Genomic DNA, 25,259 nt, shown 5'->3' with positions numbered 1-25,259 from the left:
TTGTTTATGAGGATTTTTGTTTTTATATCTCTTTTGCTTCTTCGCTGTAATTATTTAGAATTCCGGTAATCAAATAATTTTGATTGCTTTTTTCAAAAAAAAATATACCAAGTTGTTCTTGCATTAGATTTATAAAAGATATAATTTAAACCTAAATATTGAAGAGCTTTTGGAGTTTTCTTGTGAGGAAAACTTGAAACACTTGAAATAATAAAACCAACTATTTTATCTATATAATTCTGAGCAGATTCAGAAAAACCAAAGTACTCTTCCTTAAAAAGTGTATAGACTAAATTATCAAAATATTCCAGAACGTTATTTTCAAAAATTATTTTTTCCAAGGATAAGCTTTTATTCTTTTAGACATTTCAGCTTTAAACTCCTCCGGCGTTAACCCTTTTGCAAATTCCGCATCAAAATCAAAAGTTTCACGATCTATACCTTTAAATTTTGGTTTTTGAACTTCATATTCAACTGCAGGTTCTTCAACCTTGTTCTTTTTATTTTCTTTATCCAAACTCATTATTCCTACATTTTAATCTTACAAATTTACAAAATAAAATGAATCAAATTTTATAAAACTTTCTTTTCCTTCTTTTTGTAATTAATAATAAAAACTCCCAAAATGATCAGGATTGTTGCAATTATAAAATCAATGGTAATTTTTTCATCCAAAATCAGCCAGCCAAAAAATACTGCAATTATGGTGTTGATATATGCTAAAATAGAAACCTGAACTGGCGTGACGTGTTTCAGAGCATAATTATAGCTAAAAAAAGCAATTACAGATCCAAAAATCGACAAATACAATGCTGCTAAAATACTTTTAGAACTCCATAAATTCACATCAATAGTAGGCGAAAAAATAAATGCTAAAACAATCTGAATGCACGAAGCCATCGTAAACTGGTAAAATAAATTAAGAACGATATTTTTAGATTTATTCCCATGAAGTTTGGTATAAATTGTTCCACCGGCCCAAGCAGTAATCGCAAATCCCATAAACATCATTCCGATTCTGTAATCGGCATCTAAAAAAGATCCTAGTCCGTCTTTAAATATAAAAACGACTCCTGAAAATCCTATTATAACTCCAATAAATCCTCTCAAACTTGGTTTTTGTAGTTTAAATAAAATACTGCCCAGAAAAATAAGTATAGGAGACATAGCACTGATTACCGAAGCCAGTCCGCTTGGCACAGTCTGCTCAGCAACAGTTGTAAAACCATTTGCAATTACAATCATCAAAATAGAAGGAACAAGCTGATGTTTTAAATTTTCCCACCCAATCCATTTCAATTCTTTTTTAAACAATAAAATAATCATCATGATGATTCCCGCCAATCCCTGACGAATTGAAGTTACAAACCAAGGCGGAATAGTCTCAACCGCAACACGAATTCCTAAAAAGGTAGTTCCCCAAATAATTCCAACAGCCGCTAAGGCAAATATTAATTTATAATCTAAACTTTGTTTCATGATAGTTGATACGCTAAAAAAAAATCCCAAACTATAGTACTATAATTTGGGATCTTAAAATTTATAATTTTATTTAAAAAACTATTTATTCCTCACTTTTTGTTCCCATTTCCAAGCACTTGCCATAGCTTCGTCTAAACTTAGTTCAGCCTTCCATCCTAAGACATTATTTGCCTTATCAGTATTCGCGTAAGCTTCAGTAATATCACCTTCACGACGAGGCATCATCTTATAAGGCAATTTTTTATCGCTGACTTTTTCAAAACTATGAATGACCTCCAAAACAGAACTTCCTTTTCCTGTTCCTAAATTGAAGGTTTCTACTTTTGCTAAATTCTTTTTGTTTAACAAACGCTGCAAAGCAATTACGTGGGCTTTTGCTAAATCGACAACGTGAATGTAATCGCGAACAGCAGTTCCGTCTGGAGTTGGGTAATCATTACCAAAAACAGATAATTCCTGGCGCAACCCTACACCTGTTTGTGTAATAAAAGGCACTAAATTTTGAGGAACACCCAAAGGCAATTCTCCAATTTCTACCGATTCGTGTGCTCCAACTGGGTTAAAATAACGCAATAAAATTGCACTGATATTAGTAACTTTAGCTGTGTCTGTAATGATTTCTTCGCCAATCTGTTTGGTGTTTCCATAAGGAGACATTGCCGCCTGAACCGGAGCATCTTCTGTAATTGGCATTTTTTCGGCTTGACCGTAAACTGTACAAGACGAGCTGAAAATGAAACTTGCTTCTGGTTTTTGCTGTAATTCCTGTAAAAGATAAATTAAACTGCTAATATTGTTTTCATAATACAATAAAGGCTGCTCAACACTTTCGCCCACTGCTTTTGAAGCCGCAAAATGAATTACCCCAGTAACATCATTATGTTTTTTAAAAAAATCCTGCACAGCAGTTTTTTCTCTTAAATCTAATTTTTCGAATAAAGGTGTTTTTCCTGTAATTGCTGTAATTCCATTTAAAACATCTTCTGAAGAATTGGAAAGGTTATCAATAATCACTACTTCGAAGCCTTCATTCTGCAATTCGACTACGGTGTGAGATCCAATAAATCCTAATCCTCCTGTTACTAATACTTTCATTTCGTGGTTGTTTGTGGTTATATTTTGGCTAATACTTAAAATTGTCTTATTTTAAAAATTCGATTACGCTATCTGTAATATATTTAATCTGCTCATCATCAAGTTCTGTATGCATTGGTAAAGCAATTACTTCTTGAACTAATTGATTTGTTACAGGAAATTGTTCTTCTTTATAACGAGGATCTAAATATGCTTTTTGAGAGTGAAGCGGAATTGGATAATAAATTGCACAAGGAATTCCTTTATCCAATAAATGCTGCATCAAAGCATTACGATCTGCATCAACGATTCTTAATACATATTGATGAAAAACGTGATCATTTTCGTTTGCATCAAAATCTGGAGTTATGATATGTGCATTTCCAGCGAAAGCGGCATTGTATTTAGTTGCAGCCAAACGACGTGCTTGATTGTATTCATCTAAAAGTGGCAATTTTGCATTTAAAACTCCAGCCTGAATACTATCTAAACGTGAATTTACACCTACAACATCGTGGTGGTAGCGCTCATACATTCCGTGATTTACGATTCCGCGGATAATGTGAGCCAATTTATCATCATTTGTAAAAATCGCTCCTCCGTCACCATAACATCCTAAGTTTTTAGATGGGAAGAATGAAGTTGCTGCCACGTGACTAATTGTTCCAACTTTAACTTTTGATCCAGATTTAGAAATATAATCTGCACCAATTGCCTGAGCATTATCTTCGATTACATATAAATTGTATTGAGCTGCAATTTCCATAATCGCATCCATATTTGCAGCGCGTCCAAATAAATGAACAGGAACAATCGCTTTTGTTTTTGGCGTAATTGCTTTTTTCACCGCATCAATATCGATGTTCATATTATGCAAATCAACATCAACCAAAACGGGTGTTAATTGCAATAAAGCAATCACCTCAACAGTAGCAGCAAAAGTAAAATCGGCAGTGATAACTTCGTCTCCAGGCTGAAGACCAAGTCCCATCATTGCAATCTGCAACGCATCAGTACCATTTGCACAAGGAATAACGTGTTTCGCGCCTAAATAATCTTCAAGATTTTTTTGAAACTGATGAACTAAAGGTCCGTTGATATAAGTATTTGTATCTAAAACTTCTTGAATTGAAGCGTCTACAGTCGATTTTATTTTTTCGTATTGACTCTTTAAGTCAACCATTTGTATTTTTTTCATTTTGAATCTATTTAAAAAAAATTAAAGACACCGTTTTCAGGCAGAAATCTCTAAAAGGAGGAACAAAAATAGTTATTAATAGCTTCAAACCAATGAAAATAGTCGAAAGAAATGTAATTTAGCTGCAAAAAAAATTACATGCTTTTTTTATACAATCTAACCATTTACATCGCAGGATTTTTCTTAAAAATCATAGCGCTATTTAGTCCGAAAATTAAGCTTTTTATTGAAGGCCGAAAAAATGTATTTTCAGTATTAGAAGAAAAAATTAAAGCAGACGACAAAACAATCTGGTTTCATTCTGCCTCACTTGGCGAATATGAACAAGGACTTCCTGTTATAGAAAAAATCAAAGAAAAATATCCATCTCACAAAATTATTGTAACCTTTTTTTCACCATCTGGATACGAAGTGCGTAAAAATAACACAGTTGCCGATGTGACCATTTATTTACCGCTTGACACAAAAAGCAATGCGAAAAGATTTTTAAAGCTCGTTCATCCCGAATTTGCTTTTTTTATCAAATACGAATTCTGGCTTAACTATTTAAAGGAATTAGAAAAAAGCAAAACACCAACTTATCTGATTTCGGGAATTTTCAGAGACAATCAGATGTTTTTTAAATGGTATGGCGGTTTTTACAGAAAAGCCCTGAATACTTTCACTTATTTTTTTGTTCAAAATGAAAGCTCCAAACAAAAAATTGAATCAATTGGATTTCATAACGTAATTGTTTCTGGTGACACTCGTTTTGATCGCGTAAATGCTATTTTAGAAAGAGACAATCGCTTGGATTTTGTTGAGAATTTTAAAAACAATCAGCCGACAATTGTCGTTGGAAGCTCATGGCCAAAAGACGAGATTTTAATTGCCGAATACATCAATCAAGCACCCGAAAATATAAAATTCATAATTGCTCCACACAATATTAAAACGGATCAGATTTCAGATCTTCTGTCAAAAATCACGAAACCAACGGTTCTATTTTCAGAAAAAGAAAACAAAGATTTATCTGATTACAGCGTTTTTATAATAGACACTATTGGGATTCTTACTAAGATCTATAGTTACAGCACCATTGCTTATGTAGGCGGCGGATTTGGAAACCCAGGAATACATAATATACTAGAACCTGCTACTTTTGGAATTCCAATTGTAATTGGCCCTAATTATTCGAATTTCGCAGAAGCAGTTGATTTAGTGAAAATTGGCGGCTGCATGCCCATATCAACAAGCGAAGAACTTAAAGTGATTTTTGATCAATTATTGAATGATAAAAACTTTCTAGAAGAAAAAAGCGCAATCTGCAAATCGTTTATTCAAGACCATAAAGGAGCTACTGAAACGATCATGAAACTCATCTCATAGCCTTTTGACTTGATAAAACTGTTAAAATTGAAGAAAAAAGCAAAAACCATTCTGCTGAAATACTCTTAAAAAACAAAACAAACCCTTAATCAAAGAAAATAAATAACTGATTTTCATAAAGATTATTCAACAAAAAATTATTTAGACGAGAAATTAGATAATTTAAGAAAAATTTATAATTTTGGCATATTCTTTGATAAATAAGATAAACGTGAGTAAGGAAAATATTTTAAAAAAAAAGTGAAAAAATATTTTACATATTAAAAAATTTATATCTTTGCCACGAATTAATAATTAACCTTTTATAATAAAGTAAGATGAAAAAAGTATTTTTAAGTTTAGCTGTTGTTGCTGTATTAACTGTTGTATCTTGTAAAAAAGCTGACGCTGCTGCTGAAGCTCCTGCTGTAGATTCTACTGCTGTTGCTGTTGATTCAGCTGCTGCTGTTGTTGATTCTGCTGCTGCAACTGTTGATTCTGCTGCTGCTAAAGTTGATTCTGCTGCTGCTAAAGTAGAAGAAGTAAAAAAATAATTAGAACCTAAGTTCTAACGATTTTAAAACCATCTTTTTAGATGGTTTTTTTTTTGCGATTAACTTTTTTTTCGCAAATTTCACAAATAAAAAAAGCGTCCGCAATTGCGAACGCTTTTTTTTATTCAGCCACTTCTTCCAATTCTTCATCTTCAGATTCTTCGTTACCAAAAATCGATTCACTTGAAGAAAAATCCAAAATCTCCGACCTAGAAGAATAAGTTACAATTTCTTTCACCCCTTTCTGCAAAAGCAATTCTGTACTGTATTTTCGACTTGTAGCAAAATGAACATCACCAAGCATCAATTTGAAAAAATATTTCCCACCAGAGCCTTTAAACTTCAAAAACTTAGCAAGATCAATATTCGCTTTAAACTTTTCAATATCCTCTTCACACTCAAACCTCAACTCATAACTCAAACTCGTAAAAATTACTTTCCCTCTCCGAGAAGTAAACGTAAACTTATATTCATCATTAAACCGCTTGCTAATTACAAAAGCACCCATTTATAAATTTTAGATTTTAGATTGTTGATTTTTTTTTGAGATTCTGAGATTCTGAGATTCTGAGATTCTGAGATTCTGAGATTCTGAGATTCTGAGATTCTGAGATTCTGAGATTCTGAGATTCTGAGATTCTGAGATTCTGAGATTCTGAGATTCTGAGATTCTGAGATTCTGAGATTCTGAGATTCTGAGATTCTGAGATTCTGAGATTCTGAGATTCTGAGATTCTGAGATTCTGAGATTCTGAGATTCTGAGATTCTGAGATTCTAATAAATTTACTTCGTAAATTTATTATCTGCAAGTCTGCAAATAAAAAAAGCCTCTTCAAAAGAAGAGGCTTTAGTACTCAGAGCGGGACTTGAACCCGCACGAACATTGCTGTTCACTGGATTTTAAGTCCAGCGTGTCTACCAATTTCACCATCCGAGCATTGTATGGTTTTTTGAGCGAAAAACGGGGCTCGAACCCGCGACCTCGACCTTGGCAAGGTCGCGCTCTACCAACTGAGCTATTTTCGCATTTTCAAATTCTATTTAAGAACTGCAACACTTGATTTGTTTCGTATTGCGAGTGCAAATTTAGGACATTTATTCAATTACACAAGCGTTTTTTCAAAAAAAAATCCACTTATTTTATAACATTCTGATAACCTAAACTTTAAAATTGAAAATTTTTAGATTTTATTTTTTAACCAGCATTCTTTTAATCTCATTCAGCTTCATCAATGCTTCTACTGGTGTAATGGCATTAATGTCGAGACTCAAAATTTCTTCTTTTATCTCTTCCAACAAAGGATCATCTAGATTAAAGAAACTCATCTGCATTTCATCATTAGCAGATTTTATTCCGTTTAAAGCATCACTTGAATGGTTCTTTTCTAATTTCTTTAAAAGCTTTTGTGCTTTCGAAATAACCAGCTGAGGCATTCCAGCCATTTTAGCAACATGAATTCCGAAACTATGTGCGCTTCCTCCTTTCACCAGTTTTCTAACAAAAAGAACGGTATCTTTTAATTCTTTCACCGCCACATTAAAATTCTGGATTCTCGACATCGATTCTGTCATTTCATTCAACTCATGATAATGCGTTGCAAAAAGCGTTTTTGCTCTTCCTGGATGCTCGTGCAAGAATTCAGCAATTGCCCATGCAATCGAGATTCCGTCATAAGTACTAGTTCCTCTTCCAATCTCGTCTAGCAATACCAAACTTCTATCTGATAAGTTATTCAAGATCGAAGCCGTTTCGTTCATTTCGACCATAAAAGTAGATTCTCCCATAGAAATATTATCAGAAGCTCCAACTCTGGTAAAGATCTTATCGACAATTCCCATTCTAACACTATCAGCAGGAACAAAACTTCCCATTTGAGCCAAAAGCACAATTAGAGCCGTTTGTCTTAAAATCGCCGACTTACCAGACATGTTTGGCCCGGTAATCATAATAATCTGTTGTGTCCCCCTATCCAAGAAAACATCATTGGCAATATATGGCGTTCCAACTGGCAATTGCTTTTCAATTACGGGATGTCTTCCGTTTTTGATATCCAATTCGAATGTATCATCGATTTCAGGCTGCACGTATTGATTTTCGACAGCCATTTGCGTAAACGAACATAAACAATCCAGCTGCGCAACCAAATACGCGTTCATTTGAACTGGTTTGATGTAAGTCGAAATCCAAGCTACTAATTGCTCAAAAAGCTCACTTTCTATTTTATAGATCTTTTCTTCTGCTCCTAAAATTTTGGTTTCGTATTCTTTTAATTCTTCCGTAATATAACGCTCTGCATTAACCAAAGTCTGTTTACGAATCCATTCTTCTGGAACTTTATCTTTATGCGTATTTCTAACTTCAATGTAGTATCCGAAAACATTGTTAAAAGAAATTTTCAATGAAGAAATTCCGGTTCTTTCCGATTCTCTTTTTTCAATTCCTTCTAAAAATTCTTTTCCTGAAGTCGAAATCGCACGCAGTTCATCCAATTCTTCATTTATTCCTGCTGCGATCGCATTTCCTTTTGAGATTGCGACTGGCGCATCTTGATTTAAGGTCGTTTTAATTTTTTCGCGAAGCAAATCACAAGCATGTAAACTATCTCCGATAACCTTCACCGCTTCCTGTGGACTTTCCAGTGCAAGCGTTTTAATCGGAATAATGGCATCTAAAGATTCCTTTAAATACACAATTTCTCTTGGCGAAACTTTTCCTGCAGCAATTTTTGAAATCAAACGCTCTAAATCTGAAATCTGTTTAATCTGATATTGGATATTATGCAGAATTTCTGGATTTGATTTTAAATACGCTACCACTTCATGACGGCCTTTTACCTTATTAGCATCTTTTAAAGGCAATGCCAACCAACGTTTCAGCAAACGTCCTCCCATTGGAGAAAGCGTTTTATCGATAACATCCAAAAGCGTAACTGCATTTGGATTATAGCTATGATACAATTCTAAGTTTCGAATCGTAAAACGATCCATCCACACGTAAGCATCTTCTGCAATACGCTGAATTGCCGTAATATGCTGCACACGATTATGCTGGGTCTCTGACAAATAATATAAAATTGCTCCAGACGCAATAATTCCTTCTTTTAATTCTTCAACCCCAAATCCTTTTAACGAATTCGTCTGAAAATGCTTTGTTAATGTTTCTAAAGCATAATCTTCTTTATAAATCCAATCTTCTAGGTAGAAACTATGAAAATCTTCTCCAAAAGCCGTTTTGAAATCATTCTTATTATTCTTTGGAACCAAAACCTCGCTTGGATTAAAGTTCTGCAACAATTTATCAATATATTCTGCATTTCCTTGAGCCGTTAAAAACTCTCCTGTGGAAACATCTAAAAATGAAATTCCGATATTTTTATTAGCAAAATAAACAGATGCTAAAAAGTTGTTAGATTTCGACTGCAAAACCTCATCATTCAAAGAAACCCCAGGAGTTACCAATTCTGTTACCCCTCTTTTTACAATTGTTTTGGTCATTTTTGGGTCTTCAAGCTGATCGCAGATCGCAACACGAAGTCCAGCTTTAACCAATTTTGGCAAATAAGTATTAACAGAATGATGCGGAAAACCAGCAAGCGCCGTTTCTGTATCAGATCCCGCACCTCTTTTTGTTAATGTTATTCCTAAAATCTTAGAAGCTCTAATGGCGTCTTCTCCAAAGGTTTCATAAAAATCTCCTACTCTGAAAAGCAGACATGCATCAGGATATTTAGCCTTGATTTCGTTGTACTGTTTCATTAAAGGTGTTTCCTTCACCACTTTCTCTTTAGCTGCCAAATTGTAATGTTTTTAAATGAAAAATTAAGACAGCGAATTTATGCTTTTTTAGCCGCATATGAAAAGCTTCAAAAATTAAAATATTTTAAGATTTTTTTAGGTCGTAGTACAAGAATTTTATATAGCTTTGTTTATCATTAAAAAAGACCCTTAAAGATGAAAAAAATAATCTTATTCGCAATGTTAGCTGTTGCTGGTATTACAGCTACTAATGCACAAACAACTAAAAAAGCTAAAGTGGCTAAAGTTGCTAAAGTTGAAGGAGCTGGAATGGCTTTCGAAACTGAAACTATCGATTACGGAACTATCGCTCACAATGCTGATGGAAAACGTGAATTCGTTTTTGTTAACAACGGAACTAAGCCATTAATCATTACTAACACTACAGGATCTTGTGGATGTACTGTTCCAACTACTCCAAAAGAACCAATCGCTCCAGGAGCTAAAGGTGTTATTGGTGTAAAATATGCTACTGATAGAGTTGGTGCTTTTACAAAAACTGTAACTGTAACTTCTAACGCAGAAGGACAACCTACAAAAATCCTTACTATTAAAGGTACTGTTTTACCAGATCCAGTAAAAAGCTAATCTGAAAAACATTTAAAATAATCAAAAAGCTTCCTTATCTTTGGAAGCTTTTTTTATGACTACAATTCAAAAACAATGAGAAAACTCGAAAACAGCGAACTAGACCGTAAATCTATTGAAGATTTCAAAAAATCGGAGAAAACACCTTTAATATTAGTTTTGGACGATATTAGAAGTTTACACAATATTGGTTCTGTTTTTAGAACTGCTGATGCGTTTTTGATTGAAAAAATAATCTTATGCGGAATCACTGCAACTCCTCCAAATAAGGAAATCCATAAAACTGCTCTTGGCGCAACCGAAACTGTTGCTTGGGAACATCATGAAAATGTTTTGGAAGTTATCGAAAACTTAAAGAAAGAAAATGTTCTTACAATGGCAATTGAGCAGGTTGAAAGTTCGATATTTCTTCAAGATTTTAAAATCGAAAAAGACCAGAAATATGCTTTAGTTTTTGGAAATGAAGTTTATGGCGTTTCGCAAGAAGCCGTAGCAATCTGCGACGGATGTATTGAAATTCCACAACTTGGAACCAAACACTCTCTTAATATTTCTGTAAGTGCCGGAATTGTAGTTTGGGATTTATTTCAAAAAATCAACTGGCCAGAATAAAATCGATCGTGTTTTTATTAAAAAAATGTGATTTTATAATATTTTTAAATATTAAAATGTTAGAAATGTAAATATATTTTTTTGTTGTTATAAAATTGATACTTTTATAAAATGAAAAATAATTATTTCTTAAAAGCATCTTTTTTATTCATTTTACTGCTGTCCAGTTTTATTGGATCTGCACAACAATATACTTCAATTCCCGATTCTAACTTCGAACAAGCTTTAATCGATTTAAATATTGATAGTGGCACTATTGATGGTCAAGTTCTGACTGCAAATATTATTAATCTAAAGACATTAGTCCTACAAGGAAAAAACATTTCAGATTTAACCGGAATAGAAAACTTTACAAATCTGGAATATTTAGACTTAGGTGCAATTAATAATGATCCTGATAGAAATAACAAAATCAGCTATTTAAATATCACCAAAAACACAAAGCTAAAGCTTCTAAGCTGCAACTTCAACAATCTAACCGGTCTTGATTTATCAAAAAACATCAATCTGACTGAACTACATTTAAATGGAAACAAATTAAATAGCATCAACATATCTAACAATAACCTTTTAGCCATTTTTAATTGCGGCGGCAACAATCTTACAAATCTAGATGTAACCCAAAACATAGCATTAAAACATTTATCTTTCGACAGAAATAAATTAACAGATATAGATTTATCAAACAATACAGCATTAATCGGTTTAGCATGCAATTACAACCAATTAACGAATCTTAATATCAGCAAAAACATAAATCTTGATAATTTAAATTGCATTTTCAATAAATTAACCACTCTAGATGTTAGTCAAAATACTATTATTCAAGGCATATCCTGCGATGGCAATCAGCTAACAAGTTTAGATGTCAATAATAATCCGATTTTAAAAACTTTAACTTTAAATAGCAATAAAATAAGTGCGTTGGACATTTCTAAAAATCTTCAATTATATATTATAGATGCTGGCAATAATCAACTAACTAGCATCGATGTAACAAAGCATTTAAGATTAATCCATTTATACATTGGTAGTAATCCAATATCCAATCTAGATGTTGCAAATAATAGCGATTTAGCAACATTATCTTTTAGTTCGACAAAGATTCCCAATATTGATACTTCTAAAAACCCCAAACTAACACAGTTATATTGTTCTAACACATTATTAACTTCTTTAGATGTTTCTAAAAATCCTGAGTTAACCAGCTTAGTCTGCAATAGTAATTCATTAACTTCTTTAAATTTAAAAAACGGGAACAATACTCTCCTTAATAACTTAAGTTTTGTCTCCAACCCAAACCTTAACTGCATTCAAGTAGACAACGCAAATTATTCTAATGCCAATTGGGCTGCTTACAAAGACAATTCGGCTATTTATTCTAACGATTGCAGTAAATTTTCGGCTGTGGCTCCGCCAGTAATTAAAGCTACTGGCGATCAATTATATTGTCCTCAAGAAACTATAAAAATTGTAACAGACGTAACCATAACAAACGATCCTTCTGAAACTGGAACCGAAGCCATTTACATTCAAATTTCTTCTGGATATTCTAGCGGTTTTGATAAACTTGTACTTTTAAATCCTACAGCTCATTCTAACATTACCACAAGTTGGGATGCTGTGGCAGGAAAACTAACATTATCAAGTACTACTGCCGGAACGGATGTTTTATATTCCGATTTTGTTGCTGCTATTAAAGATGTTGCCTTTACAAATTCTTCTGCAACAGCTTCCGGAATCAAGACATTTTCTATTACAATGGGTAAAGCAAATTATTTACCCTCTACACAACATTATTATGAATATGTTCCAAGCATCGGGATAACTTGGACAGCTGCGAAAGAGGCAGCGGCAGCTCGTACTTATTACGGTCTTCAAGGTTATTTAGCAACCATATTATCTGCTGATGAAGCAAAACTAATTGGCGAACAAGCTTCTGGAACCGGATGGATTGGAGGAAGCGATGCTGAAACAGAAGGGGTCTGGAAATGGGTTACTGGTCCTGAAGCAGGAACTATTTTTTGGAATGGAAACGCAAATGGTTCAACGCCAAATTATGCTTTTTGGAACACGAATGAACCCAACCAACAAGGCGATGAAGATTATGCACACATTACACAGCCCGGTATAGGAATACGAGGCTCTTGGAACGACTTATCAAATGCAGGAGATACCTCTGGAGATTATCAGCCAAAAGGATATGTAGTAGAATATGGCGGAATGCCAGGAGAAACTCCTTTACAGATTGCAACCAGTACCAAAATCACTATTCCTGTGGCAACACCAGCCAGTAATCTGAGTCCAGTTTGCGACTCAGGAAGCTTTACTTTAACTGCAACAGCAAATGCCGGTACGATTAACTGGTACGATGCCGCTACAGGAGGAAATTTATTAGGAACTGGATCTACCTACACTACTCCACCAATACATACAACTACCACTTATTATGTTGATGCAGGCTGCGAATTAAACCGAAAATCGATAACTGCAACTGTAAATACAACTCCCGCAACTCCTATTGCAGAACAAGACACCTATACCAATTGTGGCCCAGGGGTTTTAACTATTAAAGCAACTTCAAATATTGGTTCTATAAATTGGTATACTTCAGCAACTGGAGGAACAAGTCTTTATGTGGGAACAAGTTTTACCACTCCAACAATTTCATCCAATACCACTTATTATGCCGAAGCATCAAATAGTGGATGCATAAACCCAACTAGAACTCCTATAAATATAGAGATTTACACACCTCCAGCTGTTACTGATGAGACTTTGCCATTGTGCGAATTTAAAACCATAACATTAGATGCTGGAATTTCTGGAATGGGTTATTTATGGTCAAATGGAGCTACAACTCAAACTACTACTGTTAGTGCTGGCGGAACATACACGGTAGCCGTTACAAGTCCGTCTCCTGAAAATTGCACGAGCACAAAAACAATTATAGTCGAAGAGCATAAAATTCCGCAAATTGCGCGAGTTGACGTTGAAGGAACTAGAGCTATAATCTATCCTGTAAAATCAGAAGATTATTATGAATATTCTGTAGATGGTGTCAATTTTCAAGATTCTACTATTTTCTACGATGTTCCTGGCGGATTACAAACTGCATATGCACGAGAAAAAAGTGGCTGCGGGCAAAATACCAAACAATTTGTAGTACTTGTTTTTCCTCCATTTTTTACACCAAACAACGATACTTACAACGATGTTTGGGAAGTAACGGGAATGGAAAATTATCCTCAGGCAGTCGTTACGATTTTTGACCGCTACGGAAAATTAATAGCACAATTAAGTCGCTTCAAAATGACTTGGGACGGTACTTTAAATCAAGTCCCGCTTCCTGCTTCAGATTATTGGTATGCTTTAAAAGTAGATGATTCAATGCCTATTTTAAGAGGACATTTTACTTTGAAGAGATAGTTTTTAACGAGAGAATATGTCAATTTGATAATTAGATAATTTAAAAAAAACATCTCTACAAAATTATCTAATTGACACATTATCTCATTATCTCAATTAATTAAGCTTCTTCTTAATTTCATTCAATATATAAAGATAATCTTCGTGTTTTTTTACAAAATCTCGGTCTGAAACATCAATGATTAAAACATTCAAATCGGTTTGAGATTTTATGTATTCCAAATACCCGTTGTTGATTTTATCTAAATACGAAGCTTCAATATTCTGCTCATAAATACGTCCGCGTTTTTTTATGTTTTGAAGAAGTCGCTCTGTATTCTGATATAGATAAACATACAAATCTGGTTTTGGCATTTCTTTATAAATGATATCAAACAGATTTCTATACAAACGATATTCATCTTCGGCAAGCGTTATTTTCGCAAAAATCAAAGATTTAAAAATATGATAATCGGCAACTATAAAATCTTTAAACAAATCAAATTGCGCCAAATCATCGGCCAATTGCTGATAACGATCTGCTAAAAAAGACATTTCTAAAGGAAACGCATATCTATTTTGATCTTTATAAAATTTGGGCAAAAACGGATTATCTGCAAATCGTTCTAAAACAGTTTTTCCGTTAAAATCTTCGGCTATTTTATGCACCAAAGTAGTTTTTCCTGCCCCAATATTCCCTTCAAAAGCAACATAATTAAATTGATTTAGGGGAATTTGTGCAATCGGACTTTCCAGATTCTGTACAACTGTACAAACACTATCATCTGGAGTTACGGCAATCAATTCGGGAATTGTTTTTTGCAAAATCGGATGTTTCCAACTTAACCTTAAATCCTGCATCGGAAGTAAAACAAAATTCCTGTTCTGCATTAGCGGATGCGGGACTTGAAGTTTTTCGGTATCGATTATTTCGTTATCAAAAGCAATCAAATCAACATCAATAATTCTAGACTGATACCCTTCTTGATTCAAACGGATTCTCCCTAGTTCTTTTTCGACTTTTAAAATTTGATTTAATACTTTTTGCGCAGAGGAATTGGTGTGCAAAAGAAGTGCGCAATTATAAAAAGCATCACTTTCAAACCCCCACGCAGGAGTTTCGTAAAGTTTTGAAACCTCGATAACAGTCCCCACATTTTGATGTATTAAATCAATACAATTTTGAATGTTTTCTAGTCTGCTGCCTTGGTTGCTGCCTATCGATAAAACGACTTGATGCTGTAATTTCATAATTAATGCAAATTAACTAAAACTATTTTAGAATTAACCAATATATTTGTGAAACGACGTCTCAAATACAATCCTAAATTTAGATGTCTAGTTTGTAACATTTTGCCCTTTTTTGCTACTTATTAAAAAAATATACATATGAAGTTTTTAGGAAATGTAATTGCCACAGTTATTGGTATTTTTGTTTTTATTATGCTCTTCTTTTTTGGAGTAATCTTTATCGGAGTTGTTTTTGGCGGTGACGACAGTGTCTCTGTTAAATCTAATTCGGTTATTGAATTAAATTTAAAAGAAATTAAAAATGATTACGCAGGAAAATATAAAGATCCATGGGTAACTCGTTTTTCTGAACAAAAAGGCATTGGTTTAACCGATGTAATTAACGCTATTGAAGCGGCAAAAAAAGACGATAATATTAAAGGAATCTCGATCTTAAATGATGAATCGTCTCTTGGTCTTGCACAATATAAAGATTTAAGAAATGCTTTAGAAAGCTTCAAAAAATCTGGAAAATTTGTCTGGGCTTATGCCAATACGTATTCTCAAAAAGAATATTACTTAAACTCTGTTGCCAATACCATTTATCTAAATCCAGCTGGAGATTTAGATTTTAAAGGACTTTCTTCTGAAGTTATGTTTTTCAAGGATTTTCAAGATAAATCTGGAATTCATATGGAGGTAATTCGTCACGGAAAATACAAAAGTGCTGTTGAACCTTTCTTAGACAATAAAATGAGCGATGCCAACAGAGAGCAGATTACTGCACTTTTAAACTCCATTTGGGGTATCGTTTCGGCAGATATTTCAAAAAGCAGAAATATTCCGTTACCAAAATTAAACGAAATTGCAAATGGTCTTTTGGCTAGAACTCCAGAAATGGCAAAACAGCATCATTTAGTAGATATTATTGCTTACGAAGATGTTTATCACGATGCCATTAGAAAAGTTCTAAAAGTAGATAAAGATGAAGATTACAACAAAATTTCAATCTCAGATTACACTCAAAATCATGTAACAACAGCTTTAGCCGATAGTTCAAGCGATCAGATTGCTATTATTTATGCTCAAGGCGAAATTGGAAGCGGTGAAGGAGATGTAAATACAATTGGAGAAGGTTCTATGCGCCGCTCTTTACAAGAAGCTAGAAAAAATGATGATGTTAAAGCAATTGTCCTTAGAATTGACAGTCCAGGCGGAAGTGCGCTAACTTCTGATTTAATCTGGAGGGAAATTGAAATTACTAAAAAAGTTAAACCAGTTGTGGTTTCTATGGGTAATTATGCAGCTTCTGGCGGTTATTATATTGCTTGTAACGCCAATAAAATTTTTGCTGAAAACAATACCATAACAGGATCTATTGGAGTTTTCGGAATGTTGCCAAACTTTAGTCCATTGGCAAACAAATTAGGAATCAATTCTGAACAAGTTAAAACGCATGAAAACTCAGCAAACTACAGTCCGTTTGTTCCTGTAGATGAAAAATTCAAAGCTTTCACGTTAGAAGGAGTCGAAAAAGTATATAACACTTTTGTAACTCATGTTGCCGAAGGCCGAAAAATGACTTTTGCACAAGTGGATTCTATTGCGCAAGGTCGAGTTTGGTCAGGAACTGAAGCTTTAAAAATTGGTTTGGTGGATAAAATTGGCGGATTGAATGATGCGATTGCTGAAGCAGCTAAAATTGCTAAAGTAAAAAAATACAGTACTCAGAATTATCCTGAATACGAAAAAACGTTAAACGATTTGTTAGCTAATCTTCCTTTTGCAAGATCGAAAGAAGCTTTCATAAAAGAAGAAATCGGCGAAGAAAACTATCTCCTTATCGAACAGGTTAAGAAATTTCAAAAACAAAAAGGAGTGCAAGCGATATTGCCCTACGGAATCAATATTTATTAATTCAATTAAAAGATGAATAAAGTAATTCTTTTTTTAACGGTTTTGTTTTGGAGTTTCATAAATGCTCAAGACAAAAAAGAAATCACGTTTAAGGAAACTCCGGCTATATTAAAAATTAACAACGACCAGATTTTCGGTACGCTGACAACGCCAGATTTGACTAAAAAATTTCCGGTTGCTTTAATCATTGCTGGCTCTGGCCCAACAGACAGAAACGGGAATAATCCGATGATGAAAAACAATTCGTTAAAAATGCTGGCAGAAGCTTTGGCTAAAAACGGGATTGCATCTTTGCGATATGACAAAAGAGCTATAGGAGAAAGTAAGGCAGCAGGCGGATCTGAAGGCAGTCTAGTTTTCGAAAATTATATTCAAGATGCCAAAAGCTGGATTAATTACCTGAAACAAGACAAGCGTTTTTCTAAAATAATCATAATTGGTCATAGTGAAGGCTCTTTAATTGGCATGGTTGCCAGTGCAAAAGCAGACAAATTTGTATCTATTGCGGGCGCGGGCGAACCGGCAGATCAAATTCTGAAAACACAGATTGGTGCCAAATCAATGAAACAGTTAAACGATATGACTTTTCCGATTATCGATAGTTTAAAAAACGGATTTCAGGTTAAAAAAATTGATCCAATGTTGAATTCTCTTTTCAGACCAAGCATTCAACCCTATTTGATTTCGTGGTTTAAATACAATCCGCAGACCGAAATACAAAAACTGACTATTCCTGTTTTACTAGTACAAGGAAATAATGATATTCAAATTGCAGTAAAAGATGCAGAGAATTTAAAACAAGCCAACAAAAATGCAGATTTGCAGATTATTGATAAAATGAATCATATCATGAAAATTGTTGATGGCAATCAGGAAGCTAATTTGGCTACCTACAACAATGAAACACTTCCTATTTCGGAAGTCTTGGTCGAAAAGATAGTTTCATTTATTCAGAAATAATAAAATAAATTCACTTAAAAATCCGTTTTGAAAATAGTTCTTAACGGATTTTTTTTATTTAACAATTTTAATAAAATTCTTACTTTTTAAGAAAACTTTATCTGCAAACTGTAGTAAAAAAAACTATTTTTGCAGGAGTCGATTTTAAAATGTTAACCCTCAAATCTATTAATATATGCTAAAAAAAGTTTTAAAAATAAGTGCCATAGTTATTGTGGTATTTGTTGCTGCCTTATTTGCCATTCCGTTTTTGTTTAAAGACCAAATCAAATCTAAAATCGTCGAAGCAATTAACGAAAGTGTTGACGCCAAAGTAAGTTTTACAGATGCCGATTTAAGTTTATTTAAAAATTTTCCAAATGCAACGGTTGGAATCGAGAAATTAGTTATCATCAACAAAGCTCCTTTTGAAGGAGACACATTGGTTTCTTTAGGAGAATTAAATTTAAAAATGAGCGTTAAAGAACTTTTCAAAGGAAAAGATGAACCTTTAAGCATTCAGGGAATCAGTTCTACAAACGGATTAATAAACATTATTTTCAATAAAGATGGTGTCGGAAACTTCGATATTGCCTTAAAAGACAAAAAAGAAGATAAAAAAGATGAAGCAAGCAAACCACTTGCGCTTAAAATTCAAAACTATAAGATTGAGAATTTTACTTTTAGATACATCGATCAAGGTTCTAAAATTAAAATGGTAATTGACAGTTTAAACCACGAAGGAACTGGAGATTTTACCAATTCAAAATTAGATTTGACAACAAAATCTACTGCAAAAGTTTCATTGGACATGGATAAAATGAATTACATGAAAAATGTGAAACTGACTTTAGATGCCGTTCTTGGAATTGATTTAGAGAAGAGCAAATATACTTTCAAAGAAAATAAAGCTTTAATCAATCAATTGCCTTTAGAGTTTGACGGATTTATCCAAATGACTGAAAAAGCTCAGATTTACGATTTGAAATTCAAAACGCCTACTTCATCGTTTACAAACTTCTTAGGTTTAATTCCTTCGGCGTACGCCTCTAGTTTAGAAGGTGTAAAAACGACTGGAGATTTTACTGTAAATGGTTTTGCAAAAGGTGAATTGACAGATACAACAGTTCCTAAATTTAATATCAAAATTGCATCAAACAACTCTTCTTTTCAATATCCAAACCTTCCAAAATCGGTTCAGAATATTGTAATTGATACGAAAATCATTAACGAAACTGGAATCTTAAATGATACTTACGTTAATTTAGATCAGTTATCTTTCAGAATTGACCAAGATGTTTTTAATGCTAAAGCAAATATCAAAAACATAACGGTAAATCCAATTGTTGATGCCGCTTTAAAAGGAACTATCAACTTAGCTAATCTTTCGAAAGCCTATCCAATTAAAATGGATAAGCCTTTGGCAGGTATTTTAAAAGCTGATGTAACCACAAATTTTGATATGGCTTCTGTAGAGAAAAGCCAATATCAAAACATAAAAAATGCGGGTACAATGAGTTTGTCAGGATTTAAATATACTGATGAAAACAATAAAGCAATGAACATCAGTACAGCGTTGGTCGAATTTAATCCGAGCAAAATCAACTTAAAACAATTTGATGCTACAACTGGAAAAAGTGATATTAGCATTAACGGGGTTTTAGAAAATTTCTATGGTTTTATGTTTAAAAAACAAGAACTAAGAGGAAATTTCAACATGAGCTCAAAACAATTGGCTGTTGATGATTTTATGACTTCTGGCGAACCTGCAACTGCAAAAACAGAAGCGAAACCAGCTGAAGCGATCAAGATTCCGGCTTTCTTAAACTGTACTTTAAATGCTAAAGCGACAACCGTTTTATACGATAATTTAAAACTTCAGGATGTTGCTGGAACATTAATTATTAAAGACGAGAAAGCAACTCTTCAAAACTTTAAAACAAATATCTTCGGCGGATCAATTGGTCTTAACGGAGCCGTTTCTACAAAAGAAAAAGTACCTACGTTTGATATGAACTTAGGATTCAATCAAGTTGATATTGCACAGACTTTTACACAGTTGGACATGATGAAAAAAATCGCTCCAATTGCGGGAATCATCAACGGAAAATTAAATTCGACTATCAAATTGAATGGTAATTTGGATGCAAAAGAATTGACTCCAGATCTTAAATCAATTTCAGGAGATTTATTAGGCCAATTATTATCGACTACGGTAAATGCCCAAAATTCAACTGTTTTAAATTCACTTACTTCAAATGTTAAGTTTTTAGATTTGAACAAACTAAATCTAAATGATTTGAAAATGGCATTAACTTTTGACAACGGAAAAGTAAATGTAAAACCATTCGACATTAAATATCAAGACATTAAAGCGACAGTTGGCGGAACTCACGGTTTTGACCAAACCATGAATTATACAATTAAATTTGATGTTCCTGCTAAATATTTAGGAACTGAAGCCAATAATTTAATTGCAAAATTATCTCCTGCTGATGCTGCAAAATTGGAAAACATTCCAATTAATGCCGCTTTGACGGGTAACTTTTCAAATCCTAAGATCAGTACAGATATGAAAGCTGCTGTAAGCAATTTGACTACACAATTGGTTAATCAGCAAAAAGAAAAACTGACTCAAAAAGGAACTACCGCACTTACAGATTTAATCAATAAAAATACTAAAGCGAAAGATACAACTCAAGCTGCTAAAACTGAGAAAGAGCAAAAAACTCAGGAAGTAACTAAAAAAGCCAATGATTTGCTGAATGGATTGTTTAAGAAGAAGAATCCATAAAAAAGTTGCTAAGATGCAAAGGTTCTAAGATACTAAGTTTTTCTAAAGCTTAAAAAACTTAGAACCTCAGTATCTTAGAAACTTAGCATCTTTAAAAAAAAATCCTGTTCGAATTGAACAGGATTTTTTTTTATTATATCGCTCTTGAATAAAAATTTAATCTACCGTTATTCAAAATTGAATTTATTGTTTTTATGTATTGTTTTTTCGTGTAGAGATTAACATCTATTCCGATACTACAATTGTCATACGGTTCATATTTTTTCAAATTAGATACAGAAAACAATCCAATAGTTGGTGTATGTACTGAACTTGATAAATGCATAATTCCGCTGTCGGCACCAATAAACAAATCTGCGTTTGCAATAACAGATCCTATTTCTCGAATATCTTTACTGTAAAATGTTGGTGCTTTAAATCCAATTTGCGATACGTTTTCTACAGGCAAAATCTCGACAATATTATAGTCTTTATACTCTGAAGTAAGTTGAGAATAGAATTTTTCCCACCATTCCTCCGACAGACATTTTGATCCCGTTGCATAGGTAAAAATACAAATTGTCTTTTTATCGTTATTCGTTAGTTCGCTTAATATCTTTCTGCCTTCTGCAATTTCAGAAGCCGATAATTTAAGTTCTAAAGGAGCAATTATTTTATTGCTGTTTGTTGGTAGTCTCAGTTTTGAAAGATAATTGCGGAAATTATAAACAGGGTATTTTGCAATATGTTCAAAATCACTTTTATGCTCGGTTTCTTCTTCATTAGAATCTCCAAAAAACTTGTATTTGGCATTTGAAAATTGAACTGCCAATCGACCCGAAGAGGAGTTTTGATCTACATTAATCGCTAAATCATATGGTGTCCTCTTTAATGAAATCCAGACTTTTGAATAGGCCAGCAAACTTTTAAATGGTTTTTTAGGCAGATGAATTATTTTGTCAACAGTATCGTATTTTTCAAAAATAATTGGAGCCAAAGTTCCTTTTACAAATAAATCAATTTTACAATTTGGAAACATTTCAGACACTTCCTGAACAAGTGGCGTAATTAACAAAAGGTTTCCTAATCTTCCATTTGGTCTACAGATCAGAACTTTTTTGATCTCGCTCTTATCGACCAAAATAAAATCGTCCTGCATATTTGTCTTTCCAACATTCTTAGTCAGATTCCGCATTATGCTACGTCTGTGTACGTTTATTTTGCTTAAAACACTCATTTATGGAATAATTTATTAATTATAAAATCTTAATTAAATTTTAGAAATAGTGGCAGTCTCAAATCTACCTTCTTTTATTATCTAAAAATAAATTCTTCCAATAAGCATTTGTTACAAAATTGTAACCAAATGTATCATCATTTACACCTTTTTGTGTTTTGGAATTGAGCTAAAATTACAATAAATTATCACAGAATTAACAAATTAATAGACGATTATGCAATAAACATCGACAACTCCTTAGAAAACCTAGACATTTATTGAAACCACATACCCTTCAGAACCGCGAATATTAAAAACGGTACCATCCTCAAATAACAAATACTGACCTTTAATTCCAGTTAATTTTCCGCTGAAAGAAGGTGTTTTATCAAGATTTAAACTGTTCACTTTAGCCGGATAACTCAAAACGGGATACTGAAGTTCATAAACATCATTTTTTTCAGCATAAAAATAATCCCTAACTTCTGTTGGAATTAAACTTTCGATTTTTGCTTTCTCTGCAATTAAATCAAAACTTTCAACAGCGTTTTGCAACATTTTTCTCCAATTGGTTTTGTCTGTATAATGGTCTTTTAATGCTACCTCTGTTATTCCTGCCAAATATCGGTTCGGAACCTCAACAATGGCAATGGCCTGAGAAGCACCTTGATCGATCCAACGAGTTGGAACTTGCGATTTGCGAGTCACTCCAACTTTTATTTCACAAGCCGAAGCCAAATACACCACGTGTGGCTGCAATTGCGCTTTTGATTCATATTCTAAATCTCTATCTGCAATTCCTAAGTGCGCTGTACTCAATTCTGGTCTCATAATCCAATCTCCTACTGCAGGGCTTGAATAAAAACACTCGTAACAGAAACCTTGTCGGTATATTTTTTTCTTTTTACCGCAATTTAAGCATTGACAGCCCACAAAATTGATTTCAATTTCTTTATCTAATAATTGATTAACATTTAAGAAACTATCTTCGAAAACCAAATAATATTGAATTGGACTTCCAAGTTCGGTTTGCATTTTTGTGAGTACGCCTTGATATTGCATTCGTATTTTTTATTTATAATTGCTGATTTAGATTTATCAAAAGATTTAAATTTTTTGTGTTAAAATTCGACTTATTAGGTAGAATCTTTACCTTAAATCGAATTGTTTATTACAAAAAAATATTATTTTTGATATGAAGACAAAGTTACTATTTGTCTATCGATATTCAAATTTTAAGTTTTTTGTTTTATATAGATTGTAAGATTTAAAACCTAAAATTAGCTAACTAAAAAACAGATTCATGCCTTTATCTATTATCAATTCGTTTGCATCTTGGGTTCTTAAACAAAGGATTCATCAAATAGAGCTTTTTTTAAAATACCCAAATGAAGTTCAGGAAGAATTATTGCACAACTTATTGACGGCATCTGAAAATACGGTTATTGGAAAACAATATGATTTCTCGAGTATTAACTCTTATCAAACCTTTGCAGAAAGAGTTCCAATTGCAACTTATGAAGAATTACAACCGCTAATCGAACGTACGCGTTTAGGCGAGCAAAATGTGTTTTGGGAAACGCCAATTAAATGGTTTGCCAAATCTAGCGGAACTACAAATGCAAAAAGTAAATTTATTCCAGTAAGTAACGAAGCTTTGGAAGATTGTCATTATAAAGGAAGTAAAGACCTTTTGTGTCTGTATTTGAATAATAATGAAGATTCTGAATTGTTTTTGGGTAAAAGCCTTCGTTTGGGAGGAAGTTCTCAGATTTATGAAAACAACAATACTTTCTTTGGCGATTTATCGGCAATTTTGATTGAAAACATGCCTATTTGGGCTGAATTTAGCAGTACGCCTAGCAGTAAAACTTCGTTAATGAGCGAATGGGAAACTAAAATGGCTGCAATTATCAACGAAACTAAAAATGAAAACGTAACCAGTTTTGCTGGAGTTCCTTCTTGGATGCTGGTTTTAATGAATAAAGTTTTAGAAAATACTGGCAAACAGAGTTTATTGGAAATTTGGCCGAATCTTGAAGTCTATTTTCATGGCGGAGTAAGTTTTTCTCCGTACAAAGAACAATACAAGAAAATTTTACCAAGTAAAGATTTTAAATATTATGAAATCTACAACGCTTCTGAAGGGTTCTTTGCTATTCAGGATTTAAATAACTCAAGCGATTTATTATTGATGTTGGATTATGGAATTTTCTACGAATTTATTCCGATGGATACTTTTGGAACTCCAAACCAAAAAGTAGTTCGTCTGGCCGATGTAGAATTGAATAAAAACTACGCAATTGTTATTACTACTAATTCTGGTTTGTGGCGTTATTTAATTGGCGACACGATTCGTTTTACTTCTTTAAATCCGTACAGAATTAGAGTTACGGGAAGAACCAAACATCATATTAATGTTTTTGGCGAAGAATTAATGGTCGAAAACACTGACCAAGCTATTGCAAAAGCGTGCCAGGTTACACAAACAGAAGTTATCGATTATACGGTTGCTCCTATTTTTATGCATGATAAAGAAAAAGGCGCTCATGAATGGATGATTGAATTTAAGAAAAACCCTGCTGATGTAGGTCTTTTTCAAAAAGTTCTAGACGAGACTTTACAAACTCTAAATTCTGATTACGAAGCGAAACGCTACAACAATATGACATTAAATCCTTTGGTGGTGAATGTTGCCCGCGAAAATCTTTTTTACGATTGGCTGAAAGAAAGAGATAAACTTGGCGGTCAGCATAAGATTCCGAGACTTTCGAATCAGAGGGATTATTTGGAACAATTGAAAGAAATGTGCTAAAACAACTATAAAATGAAAGACACAAAATTCAGCGAAATGAGCAATGAAGAACTGATTAAAAATCAGAAGACATTAAAAACCGTGAATACGATTTTTTGCGTTGTACTTTTTATGCTGTTCATTCTTAATATATTCATTGTTTTTATGAAAGGTTTTAGCGCTATGAATGTTATTCCTGTCGCCTTATTGCCTATTCTTTTCTTGAATCTTAAGAATTTAAAGGAAATGAAAAGGGAGTTGGAATCGAGAAAGTAAAATCTGAAATTTTCAAATCATAGAAATTATTTAATCGATTAATATCAAAAAT

Annotated in this window: 20 protein-coding genes and 2 tRNA genes; 10 read left to right on the top strand and 12 right to left on the bottom strand. The window is 33.2% G+C overall.

Features of this window, described 5'->3' with window-relative positions; translation table 11 throughout:
• Positions 1 to 92: 92 nt before the first annotated feature.
• From QLQ95_RS12190 to QLQ95_RS12170, 5 genes are all read right to left on the bottom strand, one after another.
• Positions 93 to 341 carry a hypothetical protein gene (locus tag QLQ95_RS12190; protein WP_095928527.1) on the bottom strand — a complete coding sequence of 83 codons (249 nt, stop codon included), beginning with the start codon at positions 339 to 341 and terminating at the stop codon, positions 93 to 95.
• On the bottom strand, positions 329 to 523 hold the full coding sequence (locus tag QLQ95_RS12185; protein ID WP_095928526.1) for a hypothetical protein: 195 nt from the start codon (positions 521 to 523) through the stop codon (positions 329 to 331). The genes QLQ95_RS12190 and QLQ95_RS12185 overlap by 13 nt, the downstream gene beginning before the upstream one ends.
• 50 nt (positions 524 to 573) lie before the next feature.
• Positions 574 to 1,479: a DMT family transporter gene (locus QLQ95_RS12180; protein ID WP_095928525.1), complete on the bottom strand. Its 906-nt coding sequence runs from the start codon at positions 1,477 to 1,479 to the stop codon at positions 574 to 576.
• Between the two features lie 81 nt (positions 1,480 to 1,560).
• Positions 1,561 to 2,577, bottom strand: a complete 1,017-nt coding sequence (galE, locus tag QLQ95_RS12175) for a UDP-glucose 4-epimerase GalE (protein WP_095928524.1) — start codon at positions 2,575 to 2,577, stop codon at positions 1,561 to 1,563.
• A gap of 46 nt (positions 2,578 to 2,623) precedes the next feature.
• On the bottom strand, positions 2,624 to 3,754 hold the full coding sequence (locus tag QLQ95_RS12170; RefSeq protein WP_095928523.1) for a DegT/DnrJ/EryC1/StrS family aminotransferase: 1,131 nt from the start codon (positions 3,752 to 3,754) through the stop codon (positions 2,624 to 2,626).
• A gap of 138 nt (positions 3,755 to 3,892) precedes the next feature.
• Here QLQ95_RS12170 and QLQ95_RS12165 point away from each other — a divergent pair, with 138 nt between their 5' ends.
• Positions 3,893 to 5,122, top strand: a complete 1,230-nt coding sequence (locus QLQ95_RS12165; protein WP_428238947.1) for a 3-deoxy-D-manno-octulosonic acid transferase — start codon at positions 3,893 to 3,895, stop codon at positions 5,120 to 5,122.
• 317 nt (positions 5,123 to 5,439) lie between these two features.
• On the top strand, positions 5,440 to 5,655 hold the full coding sequence (locus QLQ95_RS12160) for a PG1828 family lipoprotein (RefSeq protein WP_008467260.1): 216 nt from the start codon (positions 5,440 to 5,442) through the stop codon (positions 5,653 to 5,655).
• 121 nt (positions 5,656 to 5,776) lie between these two features.
• On the opposite strand, the gene QLQ95_RS12155 is transcribed toward QLQ95_RS12160, so the two are convergent.
• The 4 genes from QLQ95_RS12155 to mutS form a co-directional block, all read right to left on the bottom strand.
• The gene (locus QLQ95_RS12155; protein ID WP_482503957.1) at positions 5,777 to 6,163 is read right to left on the bottom strand and encodes a DUF1508 domain-containing protein; all 387 of its coding nucleotides are present in this window, start codon (positions 6,161 to 6,163) and stop codon (positions 5,777 to 5,779) included.
• Positions 6,164 to 6,507: 344 nt separating this feature from the next.
• Positions 6,508 to 6,593: transfer RNA gene (locus QLQ95_RS12150), tRNA-Leu, on the bottom strand.
• Between the two features lie 16 nt (positions 6,594 to 6,609).
• Positions 6,610 to 6,682: transfer RNA gene (locus tag QLQ95_RS12145), tRNA-Gly, on the bottom strand.
• A gap of 162 nt (positions 6,683 to 6,844) precedes the next feature.
• A complete protein-coding gene (gene mutS, locus QLQ95_RS12140; protein WP_482503956.1) occupies positions 6,845 to 9,451 on the bottom strand; it encodes a DNA mismatch repair protein MutS in 2,607 nt (868 codons plus the stop codon).
• Positions 9,452 to 9,607: 156 nt separating this feature from the next.
• Here mutS and QLQ95_RS12135 point away from each other — a divergent pair, with 156 nt between their 5' ends.
• From QLQ95_RS12135 to QLQ95_RS12125, 3 genes are all read left to right on the top strand, one after another.
• Positions 9,608 to 10,039, top strand: coding sequence for a DUF1573 domain-containing protein (locus QLQ95_RS12135; RefSeq protein ID WP_428238945.1), 432 nt, complete (start codon positions 9,608 to 9,610; stop codon positions 10,037 to 10,039).
• Between the two features lie 75 nt (positions 10,040 to 10,114).
• On the top strand, positions 10,115 to 10,651 hold the full coding sequence (locus QLQ95_RS12130) for an RNA methyltransferase (protein ID WP_482503954.1): 537 nt from the start codon (positions 10,115 to 10,117) through the stop codon (positions 10,649 to 10,651).
• Positions 10,652 to 10,762: 111 nt separating this feature from the next.
• Complete coding sequence (locus tag QLQ95_RS12125) at positions 10,763 to 14,080, top strand: Ig-like domain-containing protein (RefSeq protein WP_482503953.1); 3,318 nt, start codon at positions 10,763 to 10,765, stop codon at positions 14,078 to 14,080.
• A gap of 96 nt (positions 14,081 to 14,176) precedes the next feature.
• On the opposite strand, the gene folK is transcribed toward QLQ95_RS12125, so the two are convergent.
• Positions 14,177 to 15,310, bottom strand: a complete 1,134-nt coding sequence (folK, locus tag QLQ95_RS12120; protein WP_320492760.1) for a 2-amino-4-hydroxy-6-hydroxymethyldihydropteridine diphosphokinase — start codon at positions 15,308 to 15,310, stop codon at positions 14,177 to 14,179.
• Positions 15,311 to 15,448: 138 nt separating this feature from the next.
• Here folK and sppA point away from each other — a divergent pair, with 138 nt between their 5' ends.
• The 3 genes from sppA to QLQ95_RS12105 all read left to right on the top strand — a co-directional run bounded on the left by sppA (position 15,449) and on the right by QLQ95_RS12105 (position 20,939).
• Entirely contained in the window at positions 15,449 to 17,206 is a 1,758-nt protein-coding gene (gene sppA, locus QLQ95_RS12115) for a signal peptide peptidase SppA (protein WP_320492759.1), read from the top strand.
• A gap of 12 nt (positions 17,207 to 17,218) precedes the next feature.
• Positions 17,219 to 18,166, top strand: a complete 948-nt coding sequence (locus QLQ95_RS12110; RefSeq protein WP_482503952.1) for an alpha/beta hydrolase family protein — start codon at positions 17,219 to 17,221, stop codon at positions 18,164 to 18,166.
• 175 nt (positions 18,167 to 18,341) lie between these two features.
• Positions 18,342 to 20,939, top strand: coding sequence for an AsmA family protein (locus tag QLQ95_RS12105; protein WP_482503951.1), 2,598 nt, complete (start codon positions 18,342 to 18,344; stop codon positions 20,937 to 20,939).
• A gap of 133 nt (positions 20,940 to 21,072) precedes the next feature.
• On the opposite strand, the gene QLQ95_RS12100 is transcribed toward QLQ95_RS12105, so the two are convergent.
• Together QLQ95_RS12100 and QLQ95_RS12095 are read right to left on the bottom strand one after the other, a co-directional pair.
• Positions 21,073 to 22,155, bottom strand: coding sequence for a glycosyltransferase family 9 protein (locus QLQ95_RS12100; protein WP_482503949.1), 1,083 nt, complete (start codon positions 22,153 to 22,155; stop codon positions 21,073 to 21,075).
• A 249-nt stretch (positions 22,156 to 22,404) separates the two neighbouring features.
• Entirely contained in the window at positions 22,405 to 23,199 is a 795-nt protein-coding gene (locus QLQ95_RS12095) for a DUF2797 domain-containing protein (protein WP_095927858.1), read from the bottom strand.
• A gap of 241 nt (positions 23,200 to 23,440) precedes the next feature.
• On the opposite strand from QLQ95_RS12095, the gene QLQ95_RS12090 reads away from it, so the two are divergent.
• Complete coding sequence (locus tag QLQ95_RS12090; protein ID WP_320492754.1) at positions 23,441 to 24,952, top strand: GH3 auxin-responsive promoter family protein; 1,512 nt, start codon at positions 23,441 to 23,443, stop codon at positions 24,950 to 24,952.
• A gap of 12 nt (positions 24,953 to 24,964) precedes the next feature.
• The gene (locus QLQ95_RS12085; RefSeq protein ID WP_320492753.1) at positions 24,965 to 25,207 is read left to right on the top strand and encodes a redox-active disulfide protein 2; all 243 of its coding nucleotides are present in this window, start codon (positions 24,965 to 24,967) and stop codon (positions 25,205 to 25,207) included.
• Positions 25,208 to 25,259: the final 52 nt, after the last annotated feature.

The organism is Flavobacterium sp. B330r (assembly GCF_056824325.1).
The sequence above is the reverse complement of the archived record's forward strand: the minus strand, read 5'-3'. Positions and strand labels throughout refer to the sequence as shown.